The sequence below is a fragment of the Dyella nitratireducens genome (assembly GCF_014642835.1).
Classification (GTDB): Bacteria; Pseudomonadota; Gammaproteobacteria; order Xanthomonadales; family Rhodanobacteraceae; genus Dyella_B; species Dyella_B nitratireducens.
The window spans coordinates 195,565-220,451 of sequence record NZ_BMJA01000001.1 but is presented as its reverse complement, the minus strand read 5'-3'; the positions used below and the strand labels follow the sequence as shown (position 1 = coordinate 220,451).

Genomic DNA, 24,887 nt, shown 5'->3' with positions numbered 1-24,887 from the left:
CCTGGGTAGTTATTCTGCTGAGTGATCGGAACCGACCGGGGCAACCAGCGCCTGTTCGACCAGCGCAGCCTGTTCGGCGACGTGATCGCTGAGGTGGCCGGCGGCGGGCGCGGGCGAGCGCGCACGACCGGCGTAGGAGAGGCTTTGCTTGGTTCCCACGCAGGCTTGCAGGTGATGGCGGATCTGGAACCAGGCGCCTTGGTTCATCGGCTCTTCCTGGCACCACACCACTTCCTTGACGGAAGGATATTTCTCCAGCTCGGCCATGACTTCCGGACGCGGGAACGGATAGAGCTGTTCCACACGCACGATCGCCACATCGGTAACGCCACGCTTCTCGGCGTCTTCCAGCAGGTCGTAGTAGACCTTGCCGGCGCACAGCACCATGCGCTTGACCTTCTTCGCCGGCAGGTCGCGATGCTCGCCGATCACGAGCTGGAAGCTACCGTTGGCCAGTTCATCCAGCGTGGATACGGCGAGCTTGTGGCGCAGCAGCGACTTGGGCGTCATCACGATCAGCGGCTTGCGCGTCGGGCGCAGCATCTGGCGGCGGATCATGTGGAAATCCTGCGCCGGCGTGGTCGGCACGCACACTTGCATGTTGTCCAGCGCGCACAGCTGCAGGAAGCGTTCCAGACGTGCGGAGGAGTGCTCCGGACCCTGGCCTTCATAACCGTGCGGCAGGTACAGCGCGAGGCCGCACAGACGATCCCACTTCGCTTCGCCGGAGCTGATGAACTGGTCGATCACCACCTGCGCACCGTTGGCGAAGTCGCCGAACTGTGCTTCCCAGATGTTGAGCGTGTGCGGATCAGTGGTGGCGTGGCCGTATTCGAAGGCCATCACCGCTTCTTCGCTGAGCAGCGAGTCGATCACTTCCACGTCCGCATCCGGACGCAGCGACGCCAGCGGCAGGTAGGTGTGGCCATCCTTCTGGTCATGCAGCACCGCATGACGATGGAAGAAGGTACCGCGCCCCGCATCCTGGCCAACCATGCGCAGGTTGTGGCCTTCGTCGATCAGCGTGGCGTAGGCGAGGTTTTCAGCAAAGCCCCAATCGCCCGGTAGTTCGCCGGCAGCCATCTTGCGGCGGTCGTCGTAGATCTTGCTGACGCGTGCATGCAGCGTCAGATCCTGCGGCAGGGAGAGAATGCGATTGGCCAGCTCGACCAGTTTCTTCTTGTCGAGATGGGAGGTGTACGACGTGGACAGCTTGCCGCCGATGAACTGGCTCCAATCCACTTCCACGTCCTTGGTGAGCGACGGGTGCAGATCGGTCATCGCCGCGCCCGCCTCGAGGCGGTTGCGGTAATCCTCGGCGAGCTTCTGCGCATCACCGTCGGCCAGCACACCTTCCTTCATCAGCTGTTGCGCGTAGAGCTCACGCGTGGTGGGGCGCTTGCGGATGATCTGGTACATCACCGGCTGGGTGGCGGCCGGTTCGTCCGCTTCGTTGTGGCCGTGGCGGCGGTAGCACACCAGGTCGATCATCACGTCCTTGCGGAACGTCTTGCGGAATTCGTAGGCGAGGCGGGTGACTTGGATCACCGCTTCCGGATCGTCGCCGTTCACATGGAACACCGGGCTGTTGATCATCTTGATCACGTCGGTGCAGTACAGTGTGGAGCGCGCGTCTTGCGGGTTGGAGGTGGTGAAGCCCACCTGGTTGTTCACCGCGATATGCAGCGTGCCGCCGATCTTGAAGCCGCGTGCCTGCGACATGTTGAACAGTTCCATGTTCACACCCTGGCCGGCCAGCGCGGCGTCGCCGTGGATCAGTACGGCGAACGACTTGGTGCGCTCGGTATCTTTGCGGCGCACCTGGCGTGCATGCACCGAACCGGCCACCACCGGGTTGACGATTTCAAGATGCGAGGGGTTGAATGCCAGCGCCACGTGCACACCGCCCTTGGGTGTACGCACGTCGGCAGAGAAGCCCATGTGGTACTTCACGTCGCCGGAGTGGGCCGGATCGTCCTCGTGATGTTCGAAGATGCCTTCGAACTCGTTGAACAGGGTCTTCGGTGGCTTGCCGAGGATGTTCACCAGCACGTTCAAACGGCCGCGGTGGGCCATGCCGATGACCACGTCGCGGATGCCGTTGTCGCCAGCGGCCTGCACCACGTCATCCACCATCGGGATCAGACTGTCGCCGCCTTCCAGCGAAAAGCGCTTCTGGCCGACATACTTGGTGTGCAGGTAGCGCTCCAGGCCTTCGGCCGCGGTGAGGCTGCCTAGCAGGCGCTGCTTGCCGGCTTTGTCCAAGCCGGCATTGCCATTGGCTTGTTCCAGGCGCGAGTAGATCCAGTTGCGTTGCGCGTGATCGGAGATGTGCATGAACTCCACGCCGATCGTGCTGGTGTACACGCGCTTCAGGCGCGCATACAACTCGCGCAGCTTCATGCGCTGGCCGCCGCCGGCGAAGTTGCCGCAATCGAATTCAGTATCGAGGTCGGCGTCGGACAGGCCATGGAAGGGCAGGTCCAGATCCGGCGCATGCATCTTGGACGTGAGGCCCAGCGGATCAAGATCGGCGGCGAGATGGCCGCGCGAGCGGTAGGCCGTCAGCAGGCGCAATACGCCGGCCTGCTTGCGCGCGTGCTCATCGCTGACTGGTGCTGCCGGGGCGAGACCGGGGCGCTGCTTTTGCGCCGCCTCTATACGCGCAATGGCCGCGGTATGGGAGACATCCCCCGATTCGCGGCCCTTGAAGGTCTGGAAGTAGGTGTTCCATTCGGCTGGTACCGATGCGGGATCGGCTAGCCAGGCGTCATACAACGATTCGACATAATCGGCGTTGCCGCCTGCGAGTTGCGAGGATTCGGAAAACTCGCGGATCAGGTTTGTGCTCACGTCACCACCGGCAGGGAAGGGAAGCCTCAGCGAACCACCTTGTCGAGGCCCAGGTTCGCTGGCGAAAAATCCTGTTAATTATAGCCTGCGGCTTCCGCACCGCGGCAAGCCGATAAGCCGTGCTAGGGAGAGATGCCTGATGCTGCCGTGGAGGGCGCGAAGTCAGTCGGGACAAGAGGTTAGGCGTTTCCGGTTTCGGGATCGGATGCGGAAATCGAACGCCCTGTACGCATGGGTGTTCAGCCAACGGTTTACAAGCCCAGAGGCTGGAGCTGCGTGGCCGGCAAGGCGTGTTCCCAGATCTGTTCGAACCGCAGCAGCAAGGGTGTCTGTCCTGGGCCATCCTTCAAGGCGGCGCGCCCCTCCCAGCGATCGGCATCGGGCAGGAACAGGTAGCCGCTGGTGTCGTTGAGCAACCAGCTGCTTGCCTCCGTCTCGGTGCTTCTGTCTTCCTCGGCTAGCGTGCGGATGCGTAGCACGCTGGGCATCCGCTGGGCCAAATCGATCAGACGATGTCCCATCCGCAGTGTTGCGTCCGGATCGCCGAGCACGATGCGGATCTCGGCGCCGCGCCCGGCGATCGCAATGCGGCGAAGTTCGGCCAGCTCGGCCGGGCTACTAAGGATGTCTGCCGTCAATACTGGCAGGTGAATCGCCAGTTTGTAGCGGGCGGCAGCCAGCAATTCCAGCCGGGCTGCCGCGATGGCCTCCGAACCGCTTACTGCGCGGGCGCCATCATCTGTCGAGGGGATGGGGGTGCTCATGTGTTGCGTCCGCGTAATCGACGAAGGATGAGGTGACCGTCATTGATCAGGGCCAGCAGCAAGGCGCTGTCACCGCTGGACAGGTCAAATGGCGGCGAGATCGTACGTTGCGCGCAAAGCCGCGCAGCCCAATGCGCCGAGGCCGGATAGGCATGCCCGTTCGCGTACAACTGGCAGCGTTTGCCGGCTTGCGCCCAGGCCATACGCGACCATGGGTGGCGCAGCAGCGAAGCGCCGCCTTGCAGTTGTTTCATCAGTGCTGCTTCGCTCAGTGGCTTGGCCGTGGCCAAAGGCGTCTGTGCGGTGCGATAACGCGTGATGAAGCGGCCGAACCAGTCGATCAGTGTGGCGTCATCCAGCGCTTGGGCAAGCGGTACGGCATCACGCACGCGTTGCAGTGATGCCTTGTCGATTTCGCCGGCTTGCTTGGCTGGTGTCAGGTCCGGATCGGCGTAGCGCTGGTCTTCCGGCAGGTGCTCGGCAAGGTAGTCGGCCAAGTCACCCACCAGTTCGGCTTGCGAAGGTGCGCGCATGCCTACCGAGAAGGTCATGCAAGGGCCGCCGAATGCCACGCCGTCATGCGGAACGCCTGGAGGCAGGTACAGCATGTCGCCTGGTTCGAGTAGCCATTCGTGCGTGGGTTCGAAGTGCACGAGTTGTTTCAGCTCGACGTCGCTGCGGAAATCCTTCGGTGCATGCGGATCGGTGCTGATGGCCCAGTGCCGTTGCCCCAGACCTTGCAGCAAAAACACGTCGTACTGATCGACGTGGGCACCGACGCCGCCACCGGGTTCGGCATACGAGATCATCACATCGTCCACGCGCCAGTTCGGCAGAAACAGGAAGTGATCGAGCAGGGCGGCCACGTCCATGTCCCACTTGTCCACGTCCTGTACCAGCAGCGTCCAATTGGCATTGCCGGTTTTGGCGAAATCGCTTTCGCTCAACGGGCCGGTTTTCACCTTCCAGCGTTCGCGATCTTCGTTGTGCTGGATAAGGCGCGAAAGCGCGCCTTCCTCGCAGGCAAGCCCGGCCAGATCTTCCGGCGCGATGGGTGTCTGGAAGTCAGGAAAAGCTTTGCGGATCAGCAACGGCCGTTTCTGCCAGTAATCGCGAAGAAACTGCGCCGCGGTCATGCCCAGCGGCAGCTTCGCCGAGCCATGTACTTCAACAGGCAGCGGTTTGCGGGAGGAGGGTGAAAGAGTCATGGGGCGGCATTGTATGGAATCCGCCGATCGATAAGCGTAGGCTCCGGCAAATTGTCCATCCGGGTGGCGCCGGAACAGGAGGAAAGCATGGTCGCGCTGAGGCTGGCTGCACCGAAGTTCCTCGCTTTCTTGATAGGTGTCATTTGGTTATTAGGCATCGCCTTTCCCGCCACGGCGGATCAAGGTCCATCCGACCCCACCGCGGTACTGGCCGGGCCGCAGCATGACGGCTCGCATGATTTCGACTTCCTGATCGGCGACTGGAAAGCACACGTCCGCCGCCTGCCGGATCGCTTGGTCGGCTCGCATAAGTGGGTGGAGTACGACGGCATTTCCAATCACCACAAGTTGCTCGACACCAATGCCAACTTCGAGCAGTTCGACGTCACCAGTACCGACAAGACACAGCATCTGAGGGCACAGACGCTGCGCATGTACAACCCGTCAACGCACCAGTGGATCATCTACGGGTTGGACCTGGACAACGGCGAGTTGGACCCCGCAGCACCTGTCGTCGGTGAATTCCACGGCAATCGCGGCGAGTTCTATAACCGCATCACCTGGAAGGATCGCGTGGTGCTGGTGCGCTGGATGTGGCTCAACATCTCGCCACATGCGGCGCGGATGGAGCAATCGTTTTCGCCGGATGGCGGTAGAAACTGGGAAGTAAACTGGATCTGCGAATTATCACGGTAGGCTGGGGTGCAAGCCTACGATCGCAGTAAGTGGTAGCAGTTGTAGATACCCAGCGCCAACACGGTAAGCCCGGCCATTAGCGTGGACACGCGCGGTGGCAGGCGGCGCACCAACCAGGCACCGAATGGCGCCGCAATCACGCCGCCCAGGATCAAGCCCAGCACCACGTGCAATTTGCTTTCGCCGATGCTGAGCAGAAAGGTGATGCTGGCGGCCAGGCTGACGACGCACTTGGCCAAGTGCACGCTGCCGATCACGACACGTGGCTCCTGTCCGCGCGCGACCATCGTGGTGACGGTGAGCGCGCTCCATCCGCCCCCGCCCGCCGCATCCAGTACGCCAGCGACAAATCCCAACACCCCGGTGCCGCGTGGCACATCCCGCCGTCGATCCTTGCGCCTGGTGGTGCGAAAGAGCAGGAACAGGCCCATGCCCAGCAGGTAGGGGGTGAGGAAATACCGGATCCAGATGGGCGGCATATGCGCCAGTGCCGTGGCGCCGAGCACGGCGCCGATCACACCTGGAATGGCCAGCACCAGAAACAGGCGTCGTTGCACATTGCCAGCCCACCAATGGCTGAGTCCGGAAGCGCCGCAGGTGAAGGTTTCCGCGTAATGCACGCTGGCGCTTGCCAGCGCTGGCGGCATGCCCACGCCCAGCAGCATGCCGGCCGATGTGACGCCATATGCCATGCCCAGCGCACCATCCACCAGCTGAGCCAGTGCACCGATACCGGTGAACAGCAGAAATTCGGAAAAAGGCGCCATGACGCTCGCAGGAACCGGGCAGAGCGCATCATGACAAATGCACTCGTGATTGTCCGGTCTGGCGGATCAGATCGCCTTCGACAGGTCGACGGCGAGGCCGATGTAGGTGGCAGGCGTAAGCTCAAGCAGGCGTCGCTTGGCATCTTCGGGCAGTGCCAGCCCTGCAATGAACTGGCGCATGGAATCACGGGTGATGCCCTGGCCGCGCGTCAGCGCCTTCAATTGTTCGTAAGGCTCAGGCAAACCATAGCGGCGCATCACGGTCTGCACGGCTTCGGCCAGCACTTCCCAGCTTGCGTCCAGATCGGCGGCGAGGCGGTCCGCATTGACGTTGAGTTTGCCCAGGCCCTTCTGCAGTGACTCCAGCGCCACCAAGGTGTGACCGAAGGCAGTGCCAAGCGCACGCAGCACGGTGGAGTCGGTGAGATCGCGCTGCCAGCGGCTGATTGGCAGTTTCTCGGCAAAATGGCCGAGCAGGGCGTTGGCCAAGCCGAAATTGCCTTCGGCGTTCTCGAAGTCGATCGGGTTGACCTTGTGCGGCATGGTGGACGAACCCACTTCGCCCGCTTTCAGCGCCTGCTTGAAATAGCCGAGCGAAACATAGCCCCACACGTCGCGCGCCAGATCGATCAGGATGATGTTGGCACGGCGCACGACGTCGCAGTATTCGGCCACGCCGTCGTGCGGCTCGATCTGCGTGGTGTACGGGTTGTAGTCCAGGCCCAGGCCGGTGACGAAGCGCTGCGAGAAGGTGCGCCAGTCCACTTCCGGATAGGTGATCGCGTGCGCGTTGTAATTGCCGACTGCACCGTTGATCTTGCCAGGGATTTCCACGTTCGCCAGCTGCTTGCGCTGGCGTTCCAGACGCGCGACGACGTTCGCCAGTTCCTTGCCCAGCGTACTGGGCGAAGCGGTCTGGCCATGTGTGCGCGAGAGCATCGGCAGCTCGGCATTCGCATGCGCCAGTTCGCGCAGCTTGGCGATGATCTTGTCCAGCCATGGCAGCAGCACATGCGCGCGCGCGTCACGCAGCATCAACGCGTAGGAGAGGTTGTTGATGTCTTCGCTGGTGCAGGCGAAATGCACGAATTCCTTGGCCTGTGCCAGGGCTGCATCGTTGCCGATGCGCTCCTTGATGAAGTACTCGATCGCTTTGACGTCGTGATTGGTCGTGGCTTCGATCGTCTTGATGCGTGCACCGTCGTCTACGCTGAAATCGCTGGCGATCGCCTTCAGCTTGGCCACCTGTTCCGGCGTGAAGGCGGGAAGCTCGGCGATACCTTTTTCCGCAGCCAGCGCCAGCAGCCATTCGATCTCCACCTGCACGCGGCGATGCATGAGGCCAAATTCGCTGAAGATCGGGCGCAGCGCTTCGGTCTTGCCGGCGTAGCGGCCGTCCAGCGGAGACAGGGCGGTGAGAGCGTGGGTGGACATCGGGGAGCTTCCGGGAGGATCAGAACCCGGCATTTTACATTGCTCCGCAGCTAACGTTGGCGGGCTTATAGTCGGCCCGGTCTCCCCACCCCGCATGAGGCGAACCATGGCCGACTTCCGTACCGAGCACGACAGCATGGGCGAGCTGAAGGTGCCTGCCGGGGCGTTGTACGGCGCGCAGACCCAGCGTGCGATCGACAACTTCCCGATTTCCGGCCTGCATCTGCCGCGTCCTTTCATTCGCGCACTAGGCTTGATCAAGACCGCGGCAGCCGAGGCCAATCTCGCACTTGGGTATCTGAAGAAAGGGCAGGCAGCCGCCATCCGCAAAGCCGCGCTGGCCGTGGCCGAAGGGCAGCACGACGACCAGTTCCCGATCGACGTGTTCCAGACCGGCTCGGGCACCAGCACCAATATGAATGCCAATGAGGTGATTGCACATCTCGCCGCCAAGGCCGGCAGCAAGGTGCATCCCAACGATCACGTGAACTACGGACAAAGCTCCAACGACGTGATTCCCACCGCCATCCACGTCAGCGCCACGCTTACCACGCATGAAGAGTTGCTGCCGGCGCTGAAACATCTCAAACGCGTTATCGACCGCCGTGCCAGCGAACTGCGCCAGGTGCCCAAGACCGGGCGCACGCATTTGATGGATGCGATGCCGGTGACGTTTGGGCAGGAATTGTCGGGCTGGTCCGCGCAAATCGAATCGGCCATCGAGCGCATCGAGGACAGCTTGAAGCGCATGCGGCAATTGCCGCTTGGAGGCACGGCCGTCGGCACCGGCATCAATGCCGATCCGAAATTTGGCCTAAGCGTGGCGCGCGAGTTGAAGAAACTCACGGACGTGCGTTTCGATTCGGCCGCCAATTATTTCGAAGGCATGGCTGGGCAGGATGCCGCCGTGGAACTCTCCGGCCAGCTCAAGGCTTTGGCGGTGGCGTTGATGAAAATCGCCAACGATCTGCGCTGGATGAACTCCGGTCCCCTGGCCGGTATCGGCGAAATCGAACTACCCGCGCTGCAACCAGGCTCGTCGATCATGCCGGGCAAGGTAAACCCGGTGATTCCGGAAGCCACCGCGATGGTCGCCGCACAAGTGATCGGCAATGACGCAGCCATCACCGTGGCGGGTCAGTCCGGTAATTTCCAGCTCAACGTGATGCTGCCGTTGATCGCCTACAACTTGCTGCAGTCGATCCACATTTTGGCGAATGTCACACGCTTGCTGGCTGACAAGGCGATTGCAGGTTTTCGCGTAAACACCGAACGCGTGAACCAGGCACTGGCGATGAATCCGATCCTGGTGACCGCATTGAATCCGGTGATTGGTTACGAGAAGGGTGCAGCGATCGCCAAGCAGGCTTACAAGGAGAAACGCCCCATCATGGATGTGGCGCTGGAGCAATCAGGGCTCTCCAAAGATGAGTTGAAGAAGCTGCTTGATCCGCGTGCGTTGACCAAAGGCGGTATTCACGGTGGCGGAGGCAGTGGTGGTTGATGCCATGTAGGTTGGGGTGCAAACCCCAACATTGCCATGCACATCACACCCGAATGTTGGGGTTTACACCCCAACCTACGTAACAATGCGCGGGGCGGTATCAGTCGTCGCTCTTCTTGCAATCATCCACATCACTGCCGCTGATGATATCCCCATAAGGCTTGAATGCCGGCAGCGTTGCAGCAAGCTGATCCTGACTGTTCTTGACGTTGCCAAGATCGGCGCAAATCTTCAGTGCCGCTTCTTTCAGTGGTTTGGTCTTGGCATCAATATCTTGTTGGATCTTGTCGGGGTCGCCGCTGGCAAGCCGAGTCACCACGCTCTTTGCCGCTTCCTCACCTAACGCGGCGCCCGCCTTGCCGGTGGCGATGCCATCGGCGAGGATCAGCATGGCGTTGCTGTAGTACGACTTGAGCAATGACCGTTGTGCATCGTCGACTGCGACGGGATGCTGATCGATCTGTAAATCGCCGTTGGCGCTGATGATGGCATCAGGCGCACCATCAGTGCGCACAGCCACGTCACCATTGCCGAGATGTAAGCGGCCACGAGATAGACCAGTGACAGTGCTGTTGATCACGGTAATGCGCCCACCGGAGTGGACGATGGTGATGTCGTGGTTGTCCGAATGGTCGCTGCACGCAGCGAGCAGGCCGCACAGCGCCATCACGCCAGCGAAAAGAGGTACACGATGCATGACGGTGCTCCTAGTCATTGTCATTATCATTGTCCTTTATGCAATCTTCTGCGCTGCGGGCACGGAAGATGTCCCCGTACGGCTTGAATGCGGGAACCTGCGCATTGAGTTGATCTTGAACCGTCTTGAGGTTGGCCTCGTCCTGGCACATCTTCACCGTGAGCTGATGGGCCTGCGACACCACGGTGTCTTTGAGTTTTTGTTTTGCGTCTGCATCGGGTTTTGCAGCGAAGGCGTTTTTGGCGGCGACTATCCCCGCTTTCATACCGCTGGCTTGTTCGCGAATGTCCGTCACACCCTGGTAATAGAGCACCAACAGGCCACGTTGCGCCGGAGCGAGCGGTAGGGCTTTGCCATCTACGGTGAAGTCGCCTGAGGACCCGATCGTCGCATCAGGCGAACTGTCGACATGCAACGTCAGCACATTGCCGTTCAGTGTGGCCTTGCCGTTTTCGCCGCTGTAACTGAAATCAGGCATGTCGCAGGCGGCGACGCACGTGCACAGGGTCAACAGCAAGATTATCCTTTGATACTTCATGACGTGCCTCACCTTCAGATCATGGATTGCCGGGAATCCGGTCAAAGGCAATAACGCATAGCCATTTTTTCATGGATGGCTTGATGGTCCTTCATCCAGTCATCTCGAAACGTGTCTTGGTGGCCCCTTGACAATCGGCGGTAGGTTTCCGTCCTTAATGCTTATCCTTGTAGCACTCAGTCACCTCTTCACTGCTGAGGATGCTGCCGTAAGGCTTGAACGCTGGCAGTTGCACAGCAAGTTGATCTTGCAAGCTCTTGATGCTGGCTTCGTCGTCGCACATCTTTTGAAAGAGCTGGTCCATCTTGGCTGAGCCGGCCTCGGCATCCTTATCCTGCTCAGCCTTTGACTTGCCGTCGACAGCATTCTTGATCGCCTGCGTGCCCATGCCTGCGCCGATCTTGCCCATGGCGAGGCCGGTATCATGGACATCCATGACGGCCCGTTGGTAGAGCATCAGCAGGCCGCGTTGTGGCGATGTCACTGCGATGCTTTTGCCATCGATGCTCAAACTGCCGGACGCATCGATCATGGCGTCTGGAATGTCTTTCACGTGCAGGCTCACGATGTCGTCCTTCAGCGTGATGCCGCCGCTTGCCAGATGGGTTGTCGCCATATCGCATGCACTGATCGTGACGCAGACTGCCAGCAGCAAGAGTGCCCGTTGAAACTTCACCATATGTTCCCCTTCAGATGATGGATGCGTCGATCGGATCGTTGCTTTTTAGCTGTCGTCGCGCCAGCGGCGGAACCATACAGTGCCGGCCAGCATCGCGATACCTGCCGCGGCGCCGATCCAGATATCCGGTGTGGCCAGTACGGCATAGGAATTGGAAAGGGTGAAGAAGTTGCCGATGTGATCCGGATTGTCACCCAGTTGTTGGGCAGCGGTATCACGTAGCCAACCTCCCGGAAACACACTGAACAGTACGCGGGCCACGATGTCGCGCCAGTACCAGTTGCTCTTGAATCCGGCCGATCCCATCAGGTTGAACCAGCTGATCATCACGCCGAGTGCGACCGGAATTACCACCGCCCACAAGAACGGTTTGCTCCTGGACCAGGACGAGCACAGCATCAGCCAGCCTACGGTTGGCAACGCCCACAGCAGGTAAAGCGGAATGCTGCCGATCAGAAAGCCAACCACCTGAAACGGATGTGCGAGGGCCAGCAGCGACCACAGGCTCACACCATGAAACGATAGCGTGATGGTGAACAACAGCAGCATCGCGAGGCCAGTAAGCACGCCGCAGATCACAACAATGATGGGAGCAATGAGCACCGCTGCAATGACTTTGGACAGCACGGTTGCTAAATCAGAGATCGGCAGTGACTTCCAGAACAGGATGCTGCGGTCGCGCCGGTCATCGTAGAGCGCCCCGAGGCAGTAGAAAAACACCACGAAAGCGAATACCACGCTGATCAAGAAGCTCGATGAAAGCATGGCCAGATCCAGCGCCGAACCTACTTGTTGCAGTTGATGGGGATCGAGCGATCGAATTTTCGACGCGATGTCTTCGCCTTCCAGCGGACCGAAATGAAAGCCATGGCGGGCGCCCAGCACTTCGCCGCTAACGATGCCCATCAAGTTCAATATCAGAAACACGATGCCCGTGATCACCGGCGCCCAGATAAAGCCACCGCGGTGCTCCCAGAATTCGCGCTTGACCAGCCAGTAGACGGTTTTCATGCGTAGGTCCCCTTCATGGTGGCGACGAACAGGTCGCTGACCGAAGGCCGGCGGATTTCGCCCAGCGCCCGGAGCTGCGTCTGATCGACGCCGTCGAACAGGAAAATGCTCTTGCCGAATATCTGGCGCTCGTCCAGCGGTTTGAGCTGACGCGCGGTGGCGGCCATGTCCGCGCTCACCATGACCTCGGCGAAACGTTCCCCCATGGCTTCCATATCGGTGTTGAGCACGATCCTGCCGTCGCGGATGAACATCAGGTCGGTGAGGATGTGTTCGATCTCCTCGACCTGGTGGGTGGTGACGATGATCGTCTTGTTTTCGTCGAAGTAGTCTTCCAGCAGGTTCTGGTAGAACTGCTTGCGATAGAGGATGTCCAGGCCGAGTGTGGGTTCATCCAGCACCAGCAGCTTGGCGTCGATCGCCATCACCAGGGCCAGATGCAACTGCACGATCATGCCTTTGGACATCTGCTTGACGCGTTGATCGGGCGTGAGCTTGGTGCGCGCCAGAAAGGCTTCGCATTTCGCGCGATTGAAGCGCGGATGGATGTTGGCGACGAAGTCGATTGCCTCACGCACGCGGATCCAGCGCGGAAGTACGGCGACGTCAGCGATAAAGCACACTTCTTCCATCAGCTTGTCGCGCTGACTGCGCGGGTCCAATCCCAGCACGTTGAGCTGGCCCTGGAAATCGGTCAGACCCAGGATGGCTTTCAGCGCGGTCGTCTTGCCCGCACCGTTGGGTCCGATCAGACCCACGATGCGGCCGGCGGGAATCTGGAAGCTCACGTTGTCCAACGCAAGCGCGTTCTTGTAGTGCTTGCTCAAACCACTGGCGGTAACGACCGCGTTCATGACGGGTTCTCCGCATCCTTCGGCGCTTCGCGCATCAGGGTTTTAAGGTCCAGCCCGAGGCGCTGCAAGCGTGCGTACAGCGCCGGCCATTCTTCGCGCAAAAAGCGCTCGCGTTCGGATTTGAGTAGCGCCTCGCGCGCTCCATCGGTGACGAACATGCCCAGCCCCCTCCTTTTCTCTACAAGTTGGTCGTCGACCAGTTCCTGGTACGCCTTGGAAACCGTGAGCGGATTGATCTGAAAATCCGCTGCCACCTGGCGTACTGACGGCAGCGGGTCGCCCTCGTTCAAGGCGCCGTCCAGGATCATCGCCACGACGCGTTCGCGTAGCTGGCGATAGATCGGGACGCTGTCGTTCCAGGTGATGGCCATGAATTTATTCCTTGCTGATGCCGGCGAACTTGGTGGAGCCAAACGAATAGTAGGGCATGGCCAGTTGTGCACCGAGCAGGCTTGCGGCGCTTTCGGTTTTGTTGGCCAGCGGCGAGTTGGCGATGGTCAGGCTGGCTTCGCTCAGCAGCGATGCGGCGCGCCGGTCTTCGGCGGTCGGGTGCACTTCGATGCCAGGCAGGGTGAATACTTTTTCGCCGTTGCTGGGGGCGGCGGGGAGTTTCGGGTTGCCGGAAGTTACGGCGATCAGGCTGACCGTGGTGAACAGAACCGCGGCGGTGATGGCGATCGGGTTTGGCGCTTTCATGTCTGCTCTCCTTTAGTGCTGTCGTGAACCGGTGTTGTAGTGAACTATAACACCATGTTCGAGACTGTCAATGACGAGATGGCTATGACTCATGGCCTAGGGGAAAAACGGCGATAGGCGGTGTCCCAGGCCGGACCAAGCATGGCTTGGCGGTAGGCGGCCCCGGCAGCGAACGTCGTCAGGGATCGCATCTGACAGGCATCACCCTGGGGTCCTTGCGGCCGGTGGGCTAAACTCGCCGATCCCTTACGAGGAGCGCTTGCTACATGTGGTATGTCATCACCGGTACGGACTATCCCGAGTCACTGGAACGCCGTACGGCCGCGCGTCCGGCCCACCTGGCGCGCCTGGAGCAACTGCAGGCGGAAGGGCGCCTGTTGCTCGCGGGACCATTCCCAGCGATTGACGCCGAACAGCCCGGCCCGGCGGGTTTCACAGGCAGTCTGATCGTGGCCGAATTCCCCTCGCTGGCCGAGGCCGAGCAGTGGGCCAAGGCCGATCCGTATGTGGATGCAGATGTCTATGCCGGCGTCAGCGTCAAGCCTTTCCGCAAGGTGTTGCCGGCATGACGGCAGCCATGGTCGAGGAAATCCGCCAGCGGCTTACCGCAGCGCTGCAGCCGGTCGAGCTCGACGTGGTCGATGAAGGCTATAAGCACGCCGGCCACGCGAACGAGGGGAAAGGGCATTTCCATGTGCGCATCGTGAGTGCCGCCTTTGCCGGGCAGTTGCCGATCAAGCGGCATCGGCTTGTGTACGCAGCGCTGGGCGAGCTGATGGATCACGGCATCCACGCGCTGTCGATCGACGCCAAGTCGCCCCATTGATTGAGCGTCAACGGCTTGCTCCAAGGCGGAGCTGTCTGATCATCCACCACGCATTGCGGCGCTGTCCCGCGTTTGGCACAGTGACCCGTCGCCCGCGCTTGCGGGCCATCCCTTTTCGAGCATCTGAATCTGCATGCGCCTAACCACGATCAAACTTGCCGGATTCAAGTCCTTCGTCGACCCGACGACCTTGCACTTGCCTACCAATATGACGGGCGTGGTGGGACCTAACGGTTGCGGTAAGTCCAACATCATCGATGCCATTCGTTGGGTGATGGGCGAAAGTGCTGCCAGTCGTCTGCGCGGTGATTCGCTGACGGACGTGATCTTTTCCGGCTCCAATGCGCGCAAGCCGGTGGGACAGGCGTCGGTGGAGCTGATCTTCGATAACTCGGACGGCACCATCCAGGGTGAATACGGCCAGTACGCCGAAATTTCGGTGAAGCGCCAGGTAACGCGTGACGGACAGTCTTCGTATTTCCTCAACGGCGCGCGTTGCCGCCGCCGTGACATCACTGACCTGTTCCTTGGCACCGGCTTAGGGCCGCGCAGCTACTCGATCATCGAGCAGGGCATGATCAGCCAGATCATCGAGGCGCATCCGGAAGAACTGCGCACGCATCTGGAAGAAGCCGCCGGCATCTCCAAATACAAGGAGCGCCGCAAGGAAACCGAGAGCCGCATCAAGGCTACGCGCGAGAACCTTGACCGCGTGCGCGACGTGCGCGACGAGGTGGACAAACAGCTCGAACACCTGAATCGTCAGGCGCGTGCCGCTGAGCGCTGGAAAGGCTATAAGGAAGAGCAGACACGCAAGGAAGCCGAACTGCGTGCACTGGAATACCGCGGCCTCAAGGGCCAACGCGATGGCGAAGGGCAGGGGCTTTCTGCGGCTGAAATCGAAATCGAAAAGCGGTTGGCCGAGCAGCGTCAGATCGAATCGCAGATTGAAGGCGTGCGTGAACGCCACACGGAAGCAAGTGAACACTTGAACGCGGTGCAGGCCGAGGTCTACAAGGTCGGTTCGGAAATCGCGCGCGTCGAGCAACAGGTGCGCTTCAACAAGGAAACGGCCGATCGTCTGCAACGTGCGCAACAGGATGCCGAGCGCGAATACACCGAATTGGCTGCGCATATCGCCACCGATCGTGATCAAGTAGAAACCTTGCGCATGGCGCTGGCAGAAGGTGAGCCGAAGCTGGAATCCCTGCAGCAGATGCAAGATGACACAGGCGAGAGCCTGCGTCAGACCGAAACCAAGCTGGCGGATTGGCAACAGCGTTGGGATGCCTATACGCGCACGGCCGGTGAAGCCAGCCGTGCCGCCGAAGTGGAGCGCACCAAGCTCGCTTATCTCGATCGCCAGGCGATGGACTTGTCCAAGCGCAAGGACGCCTTGGAGACCGAGCAAAAGGCTACCGACGTCGCTGCACTGGACGCCGCGGCCGAACAATTGCATACGGAACACGACACGCAGCGCGAACGCGTCGAATCACTCGGCGGCATGCTTGATCAGCACAAACTGGCGTACGAGAAGGTGCTCGACGAAGAGCGTCAGGTGCAGAGCACGCTCAACGATGCGCGTCAGCAACTGCAAACTGCGCGCGGTCGTCTCGCCTCGCTTGAAGCGCTTCAGCATGCGGCGTTGGGGCAGGAAGAAAGTCCAGCTAGCGCGTGGCTGTCGCAATTCGGTCTCGACAAAAAGCGTCGACTCGGCGAAGTGCTGCAAGTGGAAGCTGGCTGGGAGACGGCAGTTGAAACCGTACTTTCCGGCTTTATCGACAGTGTGCTCGTCGATGGTGCGCATGATCTGGCGCGGGAATTCCATGCACTGACCCATGCTGACGTTGCCCTGCTCGACGCGGCGGAAGGTGGTGCTGCCACGGCCGGCACGCTGGCTGCACACGTGCGTGGTCCGGCTGCGGCCATGACCATCCTGGGCCATGTACTCACCGCTGAAACCATCGAGGATGCGCATCAGCGCGTTTCCGGCCTTTCAGCGCTGGCCCCGTATCAGTCAGTGATCACTCGCGCAGGCGAATGGCTTGGTCCTGGTTGGGCCAGCGTGCGCCGTGCACAAGGCAACCAGCTGGGCGTGCTGGCGCGCGAGCGCGAGATCCGCACGCTTACCGACCAGATCGAATCACTGGAAGCGCGGATCGAGGAGGCTACTGCGCGCCTGGATGATTTGCGCACGAGCAAATTCGAAGCCGAACGTGCTCGCGACGATGCCCAGCGCGAGCTCTACAACGCGCATCGTCGCCAGTCGGAACTAGCCGGCCAATTACAAAGCCACCGCGGCAAGGTCGAAACCGCGCGTGCACGTGCCGAGAAAGTTGCCAGTGAACTATCGGCGCTGCTCGAGCAGATGGACGAACTGCAAACACAAACGCGTGAAGCGCGCGCGCGCCTGGACGAGTCCGTCAACAACATGGGCGATCTGGAAGACCAACGCCGCGAACTGGAAAACGAGCGCCGCGCGTTATTGGAAGCCCGCGAAGAAGCGCGTATGAACGCGCGCGAGGCCGCCGACCAGGCGCACGCGTTGGCGCTGAGCATGGAATCGAAGCGTTCGTCACTCGCCTCGCTGGACCAGGCGCTGGCGCGTATGGACAACCAGATTCGTCAGATCGAAGCGCGTCGCACCGAAATTACCGAACAACTCGCCGCCGGTTCCGACCCCATCGCCGAACTCGAAGCCGAACGCCAGACTTACCTCGACCAGCGCCTGCTGGTGGACAAGCAACTGGTGGAAGCGCGCCGTGCGCTGGAAGACTGCGATATCACCCTGCGCAAATTGGAGCAGCAGCGCCACAACCTGGAACAGGATCTGTCCGGTTTGCGCGAGAGCCTCTCCGAGAAGAAGCTGGCAGCGCAGGCCTTGCAGATGCGCGCTGAGCAGCTTGCCGAAGCGATTGCCGCTTCGGGGCTCGATCTCGAAACCTTGCTTGCCGAACTGGCTGAAGATGTTGATGCTGCGCAATGGCGTCAACAGCTTACCGATCTCGCGCAGAAGATCGCGCGCCTGGAACCGGTGAACCTCGCGGCGATCCAGGAGCACGCCGAGCAGAGCGAGCGCAAGACGTATCTGGACAACCAGCTCACCGACCTCACCAGCGCGATGGAAACGCTGGAAAACGCGATCAAGAAGATCGACCGCGAAACGCGCCAGCGCTTCAAGGAAACCTTCGATCGCGTGAATGCCGGCGTGCAGGAGCTGTTCCCGCGCCTGTTCGGTGGCGGCCATGCCTATCTGGAATTGACCGGTGATGATTTGCTCAGCACCGGTGTGTCGATCATGGCGCGGCCACCCGGCAAGCGTGTTTCCAACATCATGCTGCTGTCGGGTGGTGAGAAGGCGCTGACCGCGGTATCGCTGGTGTTCGCGATCTTTGCACTCAATCCCGCACCGTTCTGTCTGCTGGATGAGGTGGACGCGCCGCTCGATGAAGCGAACGTCGGCCGCTTCTCCAACATGGTGAAGGAGATGAGCGAAAAGGTGCAGTTCATTTTTGTCTCCCATAACAAGGCCACCATGGAAGCGGCCAGCCAGCTCTGCGGCGTTACCATGCGCGAACCGGGTGTTTCCCGACTCGTGCAGGTCGATCTTGCCGAGGCCAGCAAACTGGTCGGAGCTGCCTGAGGTAGAGGCGGCCTGAAGTAGAGGTGTACATCATGCTTGGAACCGAATTGGCTGTTGCATGGAACCCCTGGGTCGGCATTCCGTTGGCGGCTGTCGGCCTGATTGTGCTGGTGCTGGTGTGGCTGTTCGGCGAGCCGAAGAAAGAGCAGGGCAAGCGGCGTCTTGCGCCTGAACCCAGCGTAGAGCGGCGCGAACCCACGCTAGGCGAGCCGATTGAAGAGGATGAGACATTCGGCGCTGATCCGCTGGATCACATGGACCCTGTGTTCAAAGAGCCCGAGCCGCACCAGGGCGAACTGGACGTCAATCTGCGCGCCGAGCTGGAAAAGCTGGGTGCCACCTTGGCCGATCAACGGCATGAAACGGCGCACGGCCCCAAGCCGACCGGACAGTCCGCGTCCATCGTGGAAATGCTGCGTTCACCCTCGCAGCCGGAAGTGACGCGCACAGCACCTGCCGAACAAGCGCCCATCGCGGCCCCTGCACCTGTACAGCCGCCTGCAAAAACGTCTGTGCCGGCCCCCACACCCGCGGCATCTCCTCGCGTTCCGCCGCGTTCCGATCTTGGCAAGCGTCCCACACAGCTACCGGTGGAACGCATCGTGAGCCTGTTCGTGATGGCGCGTGAAGGTCAGGCTTTCAACGGTCCGGATTTGATCGTCGCCGCAGAAAAAGCCGGTCTCGAATACGGCGACATGGGTATCTATCACCGCTTGGTGGACGGTAAGCGTGAAGCAGGACCGATCTTCAGCGTAGCCAACATGCTCAAGCCCGGCAGCTTCGACCTGACCCGCCTCGATACCTTGCGCACGCCTGGCCTGAGTTTCTTCATGACCTTGCCGGGCCCGGTCACCGCGCTTGATGCGTGGGATGCGATGTTGCCCACCGCGCAACGCCTGGCCGAATTGCTGGATGGTCAGGTGCTGGATGAAGAGCGCAACGCGCTGGGACGCCAACGTATCGCGCATATTCGCGATGAACTTCGTGGCTGGGATCGTGATCACGACGGCGGCGAAATTCATTTTGGTCGCTGACGCGCCGCGCTTTGCCATCGGAATCAGGGATTGATGATCTGGAACTATACCTACGGATTTTGCGTAACCATTCTGTTCGCCTGGCTGCTGGGTTACCCCGTCGCCGTATGGTGCGGACTTGGGCGTGGTGTACGCGCCTTGGGTTATGCAAGTGCCAGCGGCGCATCGTTATTACTGATTGCTTGCCGAGGCGTGCAGATGATCGCGCCAATCGGTGCGGCCCGCTGGCCGTTGCTGGCAGGGTTTGCGGCGGGGGTGGTGATCGCCTGGTCAAGGCGTTCTACGCGCAGCGCAGCAGCCGAACTGCTGTCGGAGCACGGGCGAGGGCTTGCCGGCTTGCTATGTGGTGTGGCGGCGATCGGGGTGTTGTTGGGAGTGCCGATCCTGTTCAGTAACGCGATTCAGTTCGATGGCACGCGCAATGCTGACAGCTTCATATACGTGTCAAGTGCGCGCTACATGCTCGCTCACTCGTTTTATGGCGCCCCCGATTTCACGCCGGAGCATCCGGTGTACACCATCAGCCGCAGTTATTTCGGTGACGGCGCGATGCAGCCGCGTCCAGCCGCGGAAGGGTTGCTCGCGTGGTTGAGTGCACTCCGCGGCACTGATCCGATGTACCTCTATAACGCAGTGCAAGCCGCGGGCGTGATGCTCGCTGGTCTGGCAGCGCTGGCGTTCTTGCCGGTGTCATGGAAGGCGCGCCATGCGAGCGATTGGGCACTGCTTGCGGTTTACGCGCTGGCAGGTCCTACCTTGCTGCACGTGGCCACTAATTCCAATTTCGCCAATGGTTTCAACCTGCCGGCGGCGACCGGCTACGTCGCATTGGGACTGCTTCCTCGCTCGCGCGGCACCTTTGTCTCCGGTGTACTGTTTATTGGCTGCCTGCTCTCCGGTTATCCCGAGCTGTTGGTGTTCGCTGCCGCGGCAAGGGGGTTTGCCGTGGTTTGCGACGGCATCGCTTCGCGCACGATCAGCAAAGTAGTGCGTGAGGCTGCGTGGATGTCCGGTGAGCTGATCGTCGCAGGTGTGGTGCTGCCGTGGGCTGCATGGGGTGCGATCGCGGTGTTTCGTACCACCCTGGGTGTCAGTCAGGCTGGAGCGTCCGAACTGGGTGGCAACATGTACGCCGGGTTGCCGATGTTCGTCGCTGCGGCGATTGCGCTGGGGATAGCGTGGCGGCCGCTGGCCTCAGTCGGCGAACGTGGGCATCGATCGTTCTTGGTCGGAATTCTCGTGGCGTTTGCGGTGGCGCAACTTGTGATGGTTGCACGTGGTTTTGGCTACGGCGGCTTCAAGATTTCTGAGTATTTCCTGCCGCTGCTGGTCGGTGTGATGTTGCGGTCGGTGATCAGTGCACCATCGGGGGTTCGGCTTGGCCGAGTAGCGGCCTTTTATGCCGTTGCGGTGGCTGCTTTACTGACGGTCAAGTCGGCAGATGTCTTGCGCCGTGCCTGGGAGTGGTCGGAAGCACGTCGCGTGACGCCCGACCTGGTCAATGCAGGCAAGGCGCTGGTCGAGCTTGCCCATGGTCGCCCCGTGGCTATGGGTACATCACCACAACCGTTCTACTACGGCATGTGGATACCCTATTTGGCATCCGTACCTATCGCTTACGACCTCCAGCACGACCCGGATGCGGCCGGCTATCTCTCACCCTATCTGCATACGACTGCGCGCACGGCTGAGTTGTATGGTGAGGCTCAACTACAAGTGGATGTCGGTGTTGGTAACGAACACATGGCTAGTGCTGCGATTGCGCAATTCGGTCGAGTGGTGATTCGGCCTAAGCAGGAACACGGCATCTAGCGATTTCAAATCGCGTGTAGTGCGTAAAAAAGAGAGCGCCCGCATAAGGGCGCTCAATGTCACGGGGGAGGGGGAGCCGCTCTATCAGGCAGCTTTCGTCGCCAGGGAGCTGATGGAGTGGTGAGCTGAAGCGATGGCCTTCACCTTGTGCTCGGCGCTCATGTTCACGCCTTCAGCGCGAATAAACTTCACGTCGTCGACGCCGAGGAAGCCAAACACCGCGCGCAGGTAGTTTTCCTGGAAATCCATGCCGGCGGCCGGACCGTTGCTGTACACGCCACCACGGCTGGACGCGACGATCACGCGCTTGCCCCCAGCAAGGCCTTCCGGACCCGCTTCGGTGTAGCGGAACGTCTTGCCGGCCACTGCGACGCGGTCGATCCAGGCCTTGAGCTGGCTCGGAATGCCGAAGTTGTACATGGGGGCGCCGATCACCACGATGTCGGCTTCCAGGAATTCATCCATCACGGCCTGGCCGAGCTTGGCTGCATCGCTTTCGGCATCCATGACCGGTGTCCAATGGGGCAGGGCATGGGAGCTCAGGTCGCGGTAGGTGATCTGTAGTGAGGGGCTTTCTTCGGCGAGCTGGTTGACGATCGCGGCGGTCAGTTCGCGCGAGACGGAGTGCTGGCCCAGCGGGCTTGCGTCAAGATGCAAAAGTTTCATGGTGGTATCTCGGTCCGAGTCGGGCGTGCCGACGTTGGAACTAAAGATAGATTTAGAACAAACCACCGATAAGATAGGGCTTTCGGAACTTATCGTTCCCTAAAGGAAACGACGATGAACGCACTGCCAGGTGCCATGCAGGACCTGAACGATCTGTACTTCTTCGCCGCCGTGGTCGAGCAAGGCGGCTTTTCGGCCGCCGGGCGCGCCCTGGGGGTGCCTAAATCCAGGCTCAGCAAGCGCATCGCCCAGCTCGAGGATCGTCTGGGCGTAAGGCTTCTGCAGCGAACGACGCGGCGCTTCGTCGTCACCGAGGTGGGCGAACGCTTCTACGGCCATTGTCGTGCAGTACTGGAAGAGGCGCGCGCAGCCCAGGAAGCGGTGGATGAACTCCGCGCTGAACCACGCGGCGTGGTCAGGCTGAGCTGCCCCATCTCGATTGCGCAAACAGTGCTGGCCTACATCCTGCCGGAGTTCATGGCGAAGTACCCCAAGCTGCAGGTGCGGGTACTGTCGAGCAACCGCCGCGTGGATCTCATCGGCGAGGGTTTTGACCTTGCCATCCGTGTGCGCACGAAGCTCGACAGTGACGCCAACATGATCATCCGCAGCTTCGGTCAGGCCCGCGTGTTCCCGGTCGCCAGCCCGAGTCTACTCAAGCAATATGGCCGTCCCTCGCATCCGGAGGATCTTGCGCGGCTGCCCACCGTATCGATGCAGGAACATGAAGGTGCGCAGATCTGGGAGCTGTTCGATGCGAATGGCGAACGCGTCAGTGTGGAGGTTCAAGCGCGCCTGATTACCGGCGACTTTGCCGTATTGTTGGAGGCGGCTCGCGGTGGCATTGGTGTTGCACTGTTGCCGGAATCGGTTTGCGCGCCGGCCATCATCAGCGGTGAACTGGAAGTCTTGCTGCCCGACTGGAGCGCGCCACAAGGCATCATGCATTTCGTCTATCCAAGCCGTCGCGGCATGATGCCGGGCGTGCGCGCGCTGGTGGATTTTCTGGCGGAGCGCCTGCCGGAAGCCGCCAGGATCAGTCACGAGGAGTGCTCGAAGCGGGAGTTGCCAAAGCGGGAGTCACCCGGCCAGCCTTCCGCATGAGCCGTGTTAGTCTTCGCGTTTAGCCTTCCATACTGCCGCCCATGACCATCGAAACCAAGCTTCCGAAAGTAGGCACCACCATTTTCAGCGTGATGAGTCACCTGGCCGTGCAGCACAAGGCTGTGAATCTGGGTCAGGGCTTTCCCGATTTTGAACCACCGCAAGCATTGCGCGATGCAGTGAGTCGCGCCATGGCCGGTGGTCTCAACCAATATGCGCCAGGCATCGGTACCGCTGCGTTGCGCGAGCAGATCGCGATCAAGACCGAGCGGCTTTATGGGCATAAAGTCAGTGCGGATAGCGATATCACTGTGACATCCGGTGCTACGGAAGCGTTGTTTGCCGCCATCGCCGCTGTGGTGCGCGCGGGCGAGGAAGTGATCGTGTTCGATCCAGCGTACGACTCCTACGAGCCGGCGATCGAACTGCAAGGCGCTCGCGCCGTGCATATTCCGCTCACTGTGCCGACCTTTTCGATCGACTGGCAGCGTGTGCGCGATGCGATCACGCCGCGTACGCGCATGATTCTGATCAACAGCCCGCACAATCCTTCGGGAGCGGTGCTGTCGGCGCAGGATCTCGATGAATTGGCGGCGATCGTACGCGATACGTCCATAGTGGTGCTGTCAGACGAGGTGTACGAGCACATCGTTTACGACGGTGCAGAGCATCAGAGCGTGCTTCGCCATCCGGAACTCGCTGCACGCAGCATCGTGGTCTCCAGTTTCGGCAAGACTTATCACTGCACCGGCTGGAAAGTTGGTTACGCGGTGGCGCCAACGAAGCTCTCCGCGGAATTTCGCAAGGTGCATCAGTACCTGACGTTCTGCACCTTCCATCCAGCGCAAGTCGCGTTCGCCGAATTCCTGGCCACCACGCCGGAGCATTACCTGGAGCTGCCGGCCTTCTACCAGGCCAAGCGCGATAGCTTCCGCAACTTGTTGGCACCGTCGCGCTTAAAGCTGTTGGATGTGCCTGGCGGTTACTTCCAATTGGTCGACTATTCGTCCATTCGTGACGAGGATGATGTTGCTTTCTGCGAGCGGTTGGTGAAAGAGGGCGGTGTGGCTGCCATTCCGTTGACGCCGTTTTACGAAAAGGCGCCTGGCACGCGATTGGTACGTTTGTGCTTTGCCAAGAGCGACGCCACCATGGAGGCCGCCGCGGAGCGTTTATGCAAACTCTGAACGTATCCCTCGTGCAGGGCGCTACCCGCTGGCACGATGCACCCGCTAACCGTGAGTACTACGGCGCGCTGGTGCGTCGCGTGGCAGGACAGAGCGATCTTGTTGTGCTGCCGGAAACCTTTCTTTCTGGCTTCAGCAACGACACGCGCGCCAGCGCGGAAGGCATGGATGGCGAGGGCGTTGCGTGGATGCGTGCACTGGCGGGTGAGGTAGGCGCTGTGGTTACGGGCAGCCTTGCCATTCGCGAAGGCGACAAGGTCTACAACAGGCTGATCTGGGCACGTCCGGACGGTACTTATGCGCAGTACGACAAACGCCATTTGTTCCGCATGGCTGGCGAGCACACACGGTATGGCGGCGGTTCCGAGCGTTTGATCGTGGAGCTGAAAGGTTGGCGCATCCTGCCGCAGGTTTGTTACGACCTGCGCTTTCCGGTATGGCTGCGCAATCGCCGGCTTGAATCGGCAGCAGGCGGTATGGACTACGACCTCGCACTGTTCGTCGCCAACTGGCCGGCACCACGCCGGCAGCCGTGGCGCACGCTGCTCAGGGCGCGGGCGATCGAAAACCTTGCCTACGTGATCGGGGTGAACCGCATAGGGGTGGATGGCAATGATTTGCCCTATGCCGGAGACAGCGTGGTAATCGATTCGGTGGGCGAGCCGCTGGTTGAGCTCGGCCCGCAGGAGCAGGTGGTTACCGTGGCGATTGATCCATCTCCCTTACTGCAGCACCGCGAACGCTTTCCAGCCTGGATGGATGCCGACGACTTCATGCTCAGCATGGAGTGAGTGACATCATCGAGAAGTGGTGAGAGGTTTCTGGCGCATGAACGCGGTGCTTCAAAAAAACTTCACAAAAGTATTGACGATCGCGTCGTCTACCTGAATAATTCCGCTTCTTGCTCAGGTGCC

General features: G+C 60.8%; 23 protein-coding genes. 10 read left to right on the top strand and 13 right to left on the bottom strand.

The genetic code is table 11. The features are described from left to right. Positions 1 to 9 precede the first annotated feature (9 nt). The 3 genes from IEX75_RS01060 to IEX75_RS01050 all read right to left on the bottom strand — a co-directional run bounded on the left by IEX75_RS01060 (position 10) and on the right by IEX75_RS01050 (position 4,825). A complete protein-coding gene (locus tag IEX75_RS01060; protein WP_188792416.1) occupies positions 10 to 2,853 on the bottom strand; it encodes a 2-oxoglutarate dehydrogenase E1 component in 2,844 nt (947 codons plus the stop codon). A 251-nt stretch (positions 2,854 to 3,104) separates the two neighbouring features. Further along, positions 3,105 to 3,617 (bottom strand): DUF7931 domain-containing protein, encoded by a 513-nt coding sequence (locus tag IEX75_RS01055; protein ID WP_188792415.1) that lies wholly within the window; start codon positions 3,615 to 3,617, stop codon positions 3,105 to 3,107. Continuing rightward, positions 3,614 to 4,825, bottom strand: a complete 1,212-nt coding sequence (locus IEX75_RS01050; protein ID WP_188792414.1) for a cupin domain-containing protein — start codon at positions 4,823 to 4,825, stop codon at positions 3,614 to 3,616. Before IEX75_RS01050 ends, IEX75_RS01055 begins: the two co-directional genes overlap by 4 nt. Before the next feature lie 87 nt (positions 4,826 to 4,912). Between IEX75_RS01050 and IEX75_RS01045 the strand changes: the two genes are divergently transcribed. Then, entirely contained in the window at positions 4,913 to 5,521 is a 609-nt protein-coding gene (locus IEX75_RS01045; protein ID WP_188792413.1) for a hypothetical protein, read from the top strand. 14 nt (positions 5,522 to 5,535) lie between these two features. Here the strand turns inward: IEX75_RS01045 and IEX75_RS01040 are convergent, their stop codons facing one another. Both IEX75_RS01040 and purB read right to left on the bottom strand, forming a co-directional pair. After that, a complete protein-coding gene (locus IEX75_RS01040; RefSeq protein WP_188792412.1) occupies positions 5,536 to 6,288 on the bottom strand; it encodes a sulfite exporter TauE/SafE family protein in 753 nt (250 codons plus the stop codon). Between the two features lie 66 nt (positions 6,289 to 6,354). After that, positions 6,355 to 7,722: an adenylosuccinate lyase gene (gene purB / locus IEX75_RS01035; protein WP_188792411.1), complete on the bottom strand. Its 1,368-nt coding sequence runs from the start codon at positions 7,720 to 7,722 to the stop codon at positions 6,355 to 6,357. Positions 7,723 to 7,828: 106 nt separating this feature from the next. Here purB and IEX75_RS01030 point away from each other — a divergent pair, with 106 nt between their 5' ends. Then, positions 7,829 to 9,226: a class II fumarate hydratase gene (locus IEX75_RS01030; RefSeq protein WP_188792410.1), complete on the top strand. Its 1,398-nt coding sequence runs from the start codon at positions 7,829 to 7,831 to the stop codon at positions 9,224 to 9,226. 100 nt (positions 9,227 to 9,326) lie between these two features. Here IEX75_RS01030 and IEX75_RS01025 read toward each other — a convergent pair whose 3' ends face one another. From IEX75_RS01025 to IEX75_RS00995, 7 genes are all read right to left on the bottom strand, one after another. Continuing rightward, positions 9,327 to 9,923, bottom strand: a complete 597-nt coding sequence (locus tag IEX75_RS01025) for a hypothetical protein (protein ID WP_188792409.1) — start codon at positions 9,921 to 9,923, stop codon at positions 9,327 to 9,329. Positions 9,924 to 9,933: 10 nt separating this feature from the next. Continuing rightward, on the bottom strand, positions 9,934 to 10,461 hold the full coding sequence (locus IEX75_RS01020) for a hypothetical protein (protein ID WP_188792408.1): 528 nt from the start codon (positions 10,459 to 10,461) through the stop codon (positions 9,934 to 9,936). 154 nt (positions 10,462 to 10,615) lie between these two features. Then, positions 10,616 to 11,026, bottom strand: coding sequence for a hypothetical protein (locus IEX75_RS01015; RefSeq protein ID WP_188792407.1), 411 nt, complete (start codon positions 11,024 to 11,026; stop codon positions 10,616 to 10,618). A gap of 159 nt (positions 11,027 to 11,185) precedes the next feature. Further along, a complete protein-coding gene (locus tag IEX75_RS01010) occupies positions 11,186 to 12,151 on the bottom strand; it encodes a hypothetical protein (protein ID WP_188792406.1) in 966 nt (321 codons plus the stop codon). Further along, entirely contained in the window at positions 12,148 to 13,005 is an 858-nt protein-coding gene (locus IEX75_RS01005; RefSeq protein ID WP_188792405.1) for an ABC transporter ATP-binding protein, read from the bottom strand. The genes IEX75_RS01010 and IEX75_RS01005 overlap by 4 nt, the downstream gene beginning before the upstream one ends. Further along, entirely contained in the window at positions 13,002 to 13,376 is a 375-nt protein-coding gene (locus IEX75_RS01000; protein WP_188792404.1) for a GntR family transcriptional regulator, read from the bottom strand. Before IEX75_RS01000 ends, IEX75_RS01005 begins: the two co-directional genes overlap by 4 nt. Positions 13,377 to 13,380: 4 nt before the next feature. Then, complete coding sequence (locus IEX75_RS00995) at positions 13,381 to 13,701, bottom strand: hypothetical protein (RefSeq protein ID WP_188792403.1); 321 nt, start codon at positions 13,699 to 13,701, stop codon at positions 13,381 to 13,383. Positions 13,702 to 13,967: 266 nt separating this feature from the next. Here IEX75_RS00995 and IEX75_RS00990 point away from each other — a divergent pair, with 266 nt between their 5' ends. The 5 genes from IEX75_RS00990 to IEX75_RS00970 all read left to right on the top strand — a co-directional run bounded on the left by IEX75_RS00990 (position 13,968) and on the right by IEX75_RS00970 (position 21,016). After that, positions 13,968 to 14,270 (top strand): YciI family protein, encoded by a 303-nt coding sequence (locus IEX75_RS00990; RefSeq protein ID WP_188792402.1) that lies wholly within the window; start codon positions 13,968 to 13,970, stop codon positions 14,268 to 14,270. Beyond that, positions 14,267 to 14,527, top strand: a complete 261-nt coding sequence (locus tag IEX75_RS00985) for a BolA family protein (RefSeq protein WP_188792401.1) — start codon at positions 14,267 to 14,269, stop codon at positions 14,525 to 14,527. Before IEX75_RS00990 ends, IEX75_RS00985 begins: the two co-directional genes overlap by 4 nt. Positions 14,528 to 14,660: 133 nt before the next feature. Beyond that, complete coding sequence (gene smc, locus IEX75_RS00980) at positions 14,661 to 18,170, top strand: chromosome segregation protein SMC (RefSeq protein WP_188792400.1); 3,510 nt, start codon at positions 14,661 to 14,663, stop codon at positions 18,168 to 18,170. Between the two features lie 29 nt (positions 18,171 to 18,199). Continuing rightward, positions 18,200 to 19,204: a cell division protein ZipA gene (gene zipA, locus IEX75_RS00975; RefSeq protein ID WP_423373284.1), complete on the top strand. Its 1,005-nt coding sequence runs from the start codon at positions 18,200 to 18,202 to the stop codon at positions 19,202 to 19,204. 33 nt (positions 19,205 to 19,237) lie between these two features. Further along, entirely contained in the window at positions 19,238 to 21,016 is a 1,779-nt protein-coding gene (locus tag IEX75_RS00970; protein ID WP_188792398.1) for a hypothetical protein, read from the top strand. A gap of 84 nt (positions 21,017 to 21,100) precedes the next feature. On the opposite strand, the gene IEX75_RS00965 is transcribed toward IEX75_RS00970, so the two are convergent. Continuing rightward, the gene (locus IEX75_RS00965) at positions 21,101 to 21,682 is read right to left on the bottom strand and encodes an FMN-dependent NADH-azoreductase (protein WP_188792397.1); all 582 of its coding nucleotides are present in this window, start codon (positions 21,680 to 21,682) and stop codon (positions 21,101 to 21,103) included. 114 nt (positions 21,683 to 21,796) lie between these two features. On the opposite strand from IEX75_RS00965, the gene IEX75_RS00960 reads away from it, so the two are divergent. The 3 genes from IEX75_RS00960 to IEX75_RS00950 are packed head-to-tail and all read left to right on the top strand — an operon-like array spanning position 21,797 to position 24,764. Then, complete coding sequence (locus IEX75_RS00960) at positions 21,797 to 22,786, top strand: LysR substrate-binding domain-containing protein (protein ID WP_188792396.1); 990 nt, start codon at positions 21,797 to 21,799, stop codon at positions 22,784 to 22,786. Between the two features lie 41 nt (positions 22,787 to 22,827). Then, positions 22,828 to 23,973, top strand: a complete 1,146-nt coding sequence (locus IEX75_RS00955) for a pyridoxal phosphate-dependent aminotransferase (protein WP_188792395.1) — start codon at positions 22,828 to 22,830, stop codon at positions 23,971 to 23,973. Then, complete coding sequence (locus tag IEX75_RS00950; protein ID WP_188792394.1) at positions 23,961 to 24,764, top strand: amidohydrolase; 804 nt, start codon at positions 23,961 to 23,963, stop codon at positions 24,762 to 24,764. The genes IEX75_RS00955 and IEX75_RS00950 overlap by 13 nt, the downstream gene beginning before the upstream one ends. The last annotated feature ends 123 nt before the right edge of the window (positions 24,765 to 24,887 follow it).

Bases quoted from the DNA above. Each gene is read 5' to 3' on its own strand.
- IEX75_RS01055 (WP_188792415.1), bottom strand. From the start codon at position 3,617: ATGAGCACCCCCATCCCCTCGACAGATGATGGCGCCCGCGCAGTAAGC.
- IEX75_RS01050 (WP_188792414.1), bottom strand. From the start codon at position 4,825: ATGACTCTTTCACCCTCCTCCCGCAAACCGCTGCCTGTTGAAGTACAT.
- IEX75_RS01045 (WP_188792413.1), top strand. From the start codon at position 4,913: ATGGTCGCGCTGAGGCTGGCTGCACCGAAGTTCCTCGCTTTCTTGATA.
- IEX75_RS01040 (WP_188792412.1), bottom strand. From the start codon at position 6,288: ATGGCGCCTTTTTCCGAATTTCTGCTGTTCACCGGTATCGGTGCACTG.
- purB (WP_188792411.1), bottom strand. From the start codon at position 7,722: ATGTCCACCCACGCTCTCACCGCCCTGTCTCCGCTGGACGGCCGCTAC.
- IEX75_RS01030 (WP_188792410.1), top strand. From the start codon at position 7,829: ATGGCCGACTTCCGTACCGAGCACGACAGCATGGGCGAGCTGAAGGTG.
- IEX75_RS01025 (WP_188792409.1), bottom strand. From the start codon at position 9,923: ATGCATCGTGTACCTCTTTTCGCTGGCGTGATGGCGCTGTGCGGCCTG.
- IEX75_RS01020 (WP_188792408.1), bottom strand. From the start codon at position 10,461: ATGAAGTATCAAAGGATAATCTTGCTGTTGACCCTGTGCACGTGCGTC.
- IEX75_RS01010 (WP_188792406.1), bottom strand. From the start codon at position 12,151: ATGAAAACCGTCTACTGGCTGGTCAAGCGCGAATTCTGGGAGCACCGC.
- IEX75_RS01005 (WP_188792405.1), bottom strand. From the start codon at position 13,005: ATGAACGCGGTCGTTACCGCCAGTGGTTTGAGCAAGCACTACAAGAAC.
- IEX75_RS01000 (WP_188792404.1), bottom strand. From the start codon at position 13,376: ATGGCCATCACCTGGAACGACAGCGTCCCGATCTATCGCCAGCTACGC.
- IEX75_RS00995 (WP_188792403.1), bottom strand. From the start codon at position 13,701: ATGAAAGCGCCAAACCCGATCGCCATCACCGCCGCGGTTCTGTTCACC.
- IEX75_RS00990 (WP_188792402.1), top strand. From the start codon at position 13,968: ATGTGGTATGTCATCACCGGTACGGACTATCCCGAGTCACTGGAACGC.
- IEX75_RS00985 (WP_188792401.1), top strand. From the start codon at position 14,267: ATGACGGCAGCCATGGTCGAGGAAATCCGCCAGCGGCTTACCGCAGCG.
- smc (WP_188792400.1), top strand. From the start codon at position 14,661: ATGCGCCTAACCACGATCAAACTTGCCGGATTCAAGTCCTTCGTCGAC.
- IEX75_RS00970 (WP_188792398.1), top strand. From the start codon at position 19,238: ATGATCTGGAACTATACCTACGGATTTTGCGTAACCATTCTGTTCGCC.
- IEX75_RS00965 (WP_188792397.1), bottom strand. From the start codon at position 21,682: ATGAAACTTTTGCATCTTGACGCAAGCCCGCTGGGCCAGCACTCCGTC.
- IEX75_RS00960 (WP_188792396.1), top strand. From the start codon at position 21,797: ATGAACGCACTGCCAGGTGCCATGCAGGACCTGAACGATCTGTACTTC.
- IEX75_RS00955 (WP_188792395.1), top strand. From the start codon at position 22,828: ATGACCATCGAAACCAAGCTTCCGAAAGTAGGCACCACCATTTTCAGC.
- IEX75_RS00950 (WP_188792394.1), top strand. From the start codon at position 23,961: ATGCAAACTCTGAACGTATCCCTCGTGCAGGGCGCTACCCGCTGGCAC.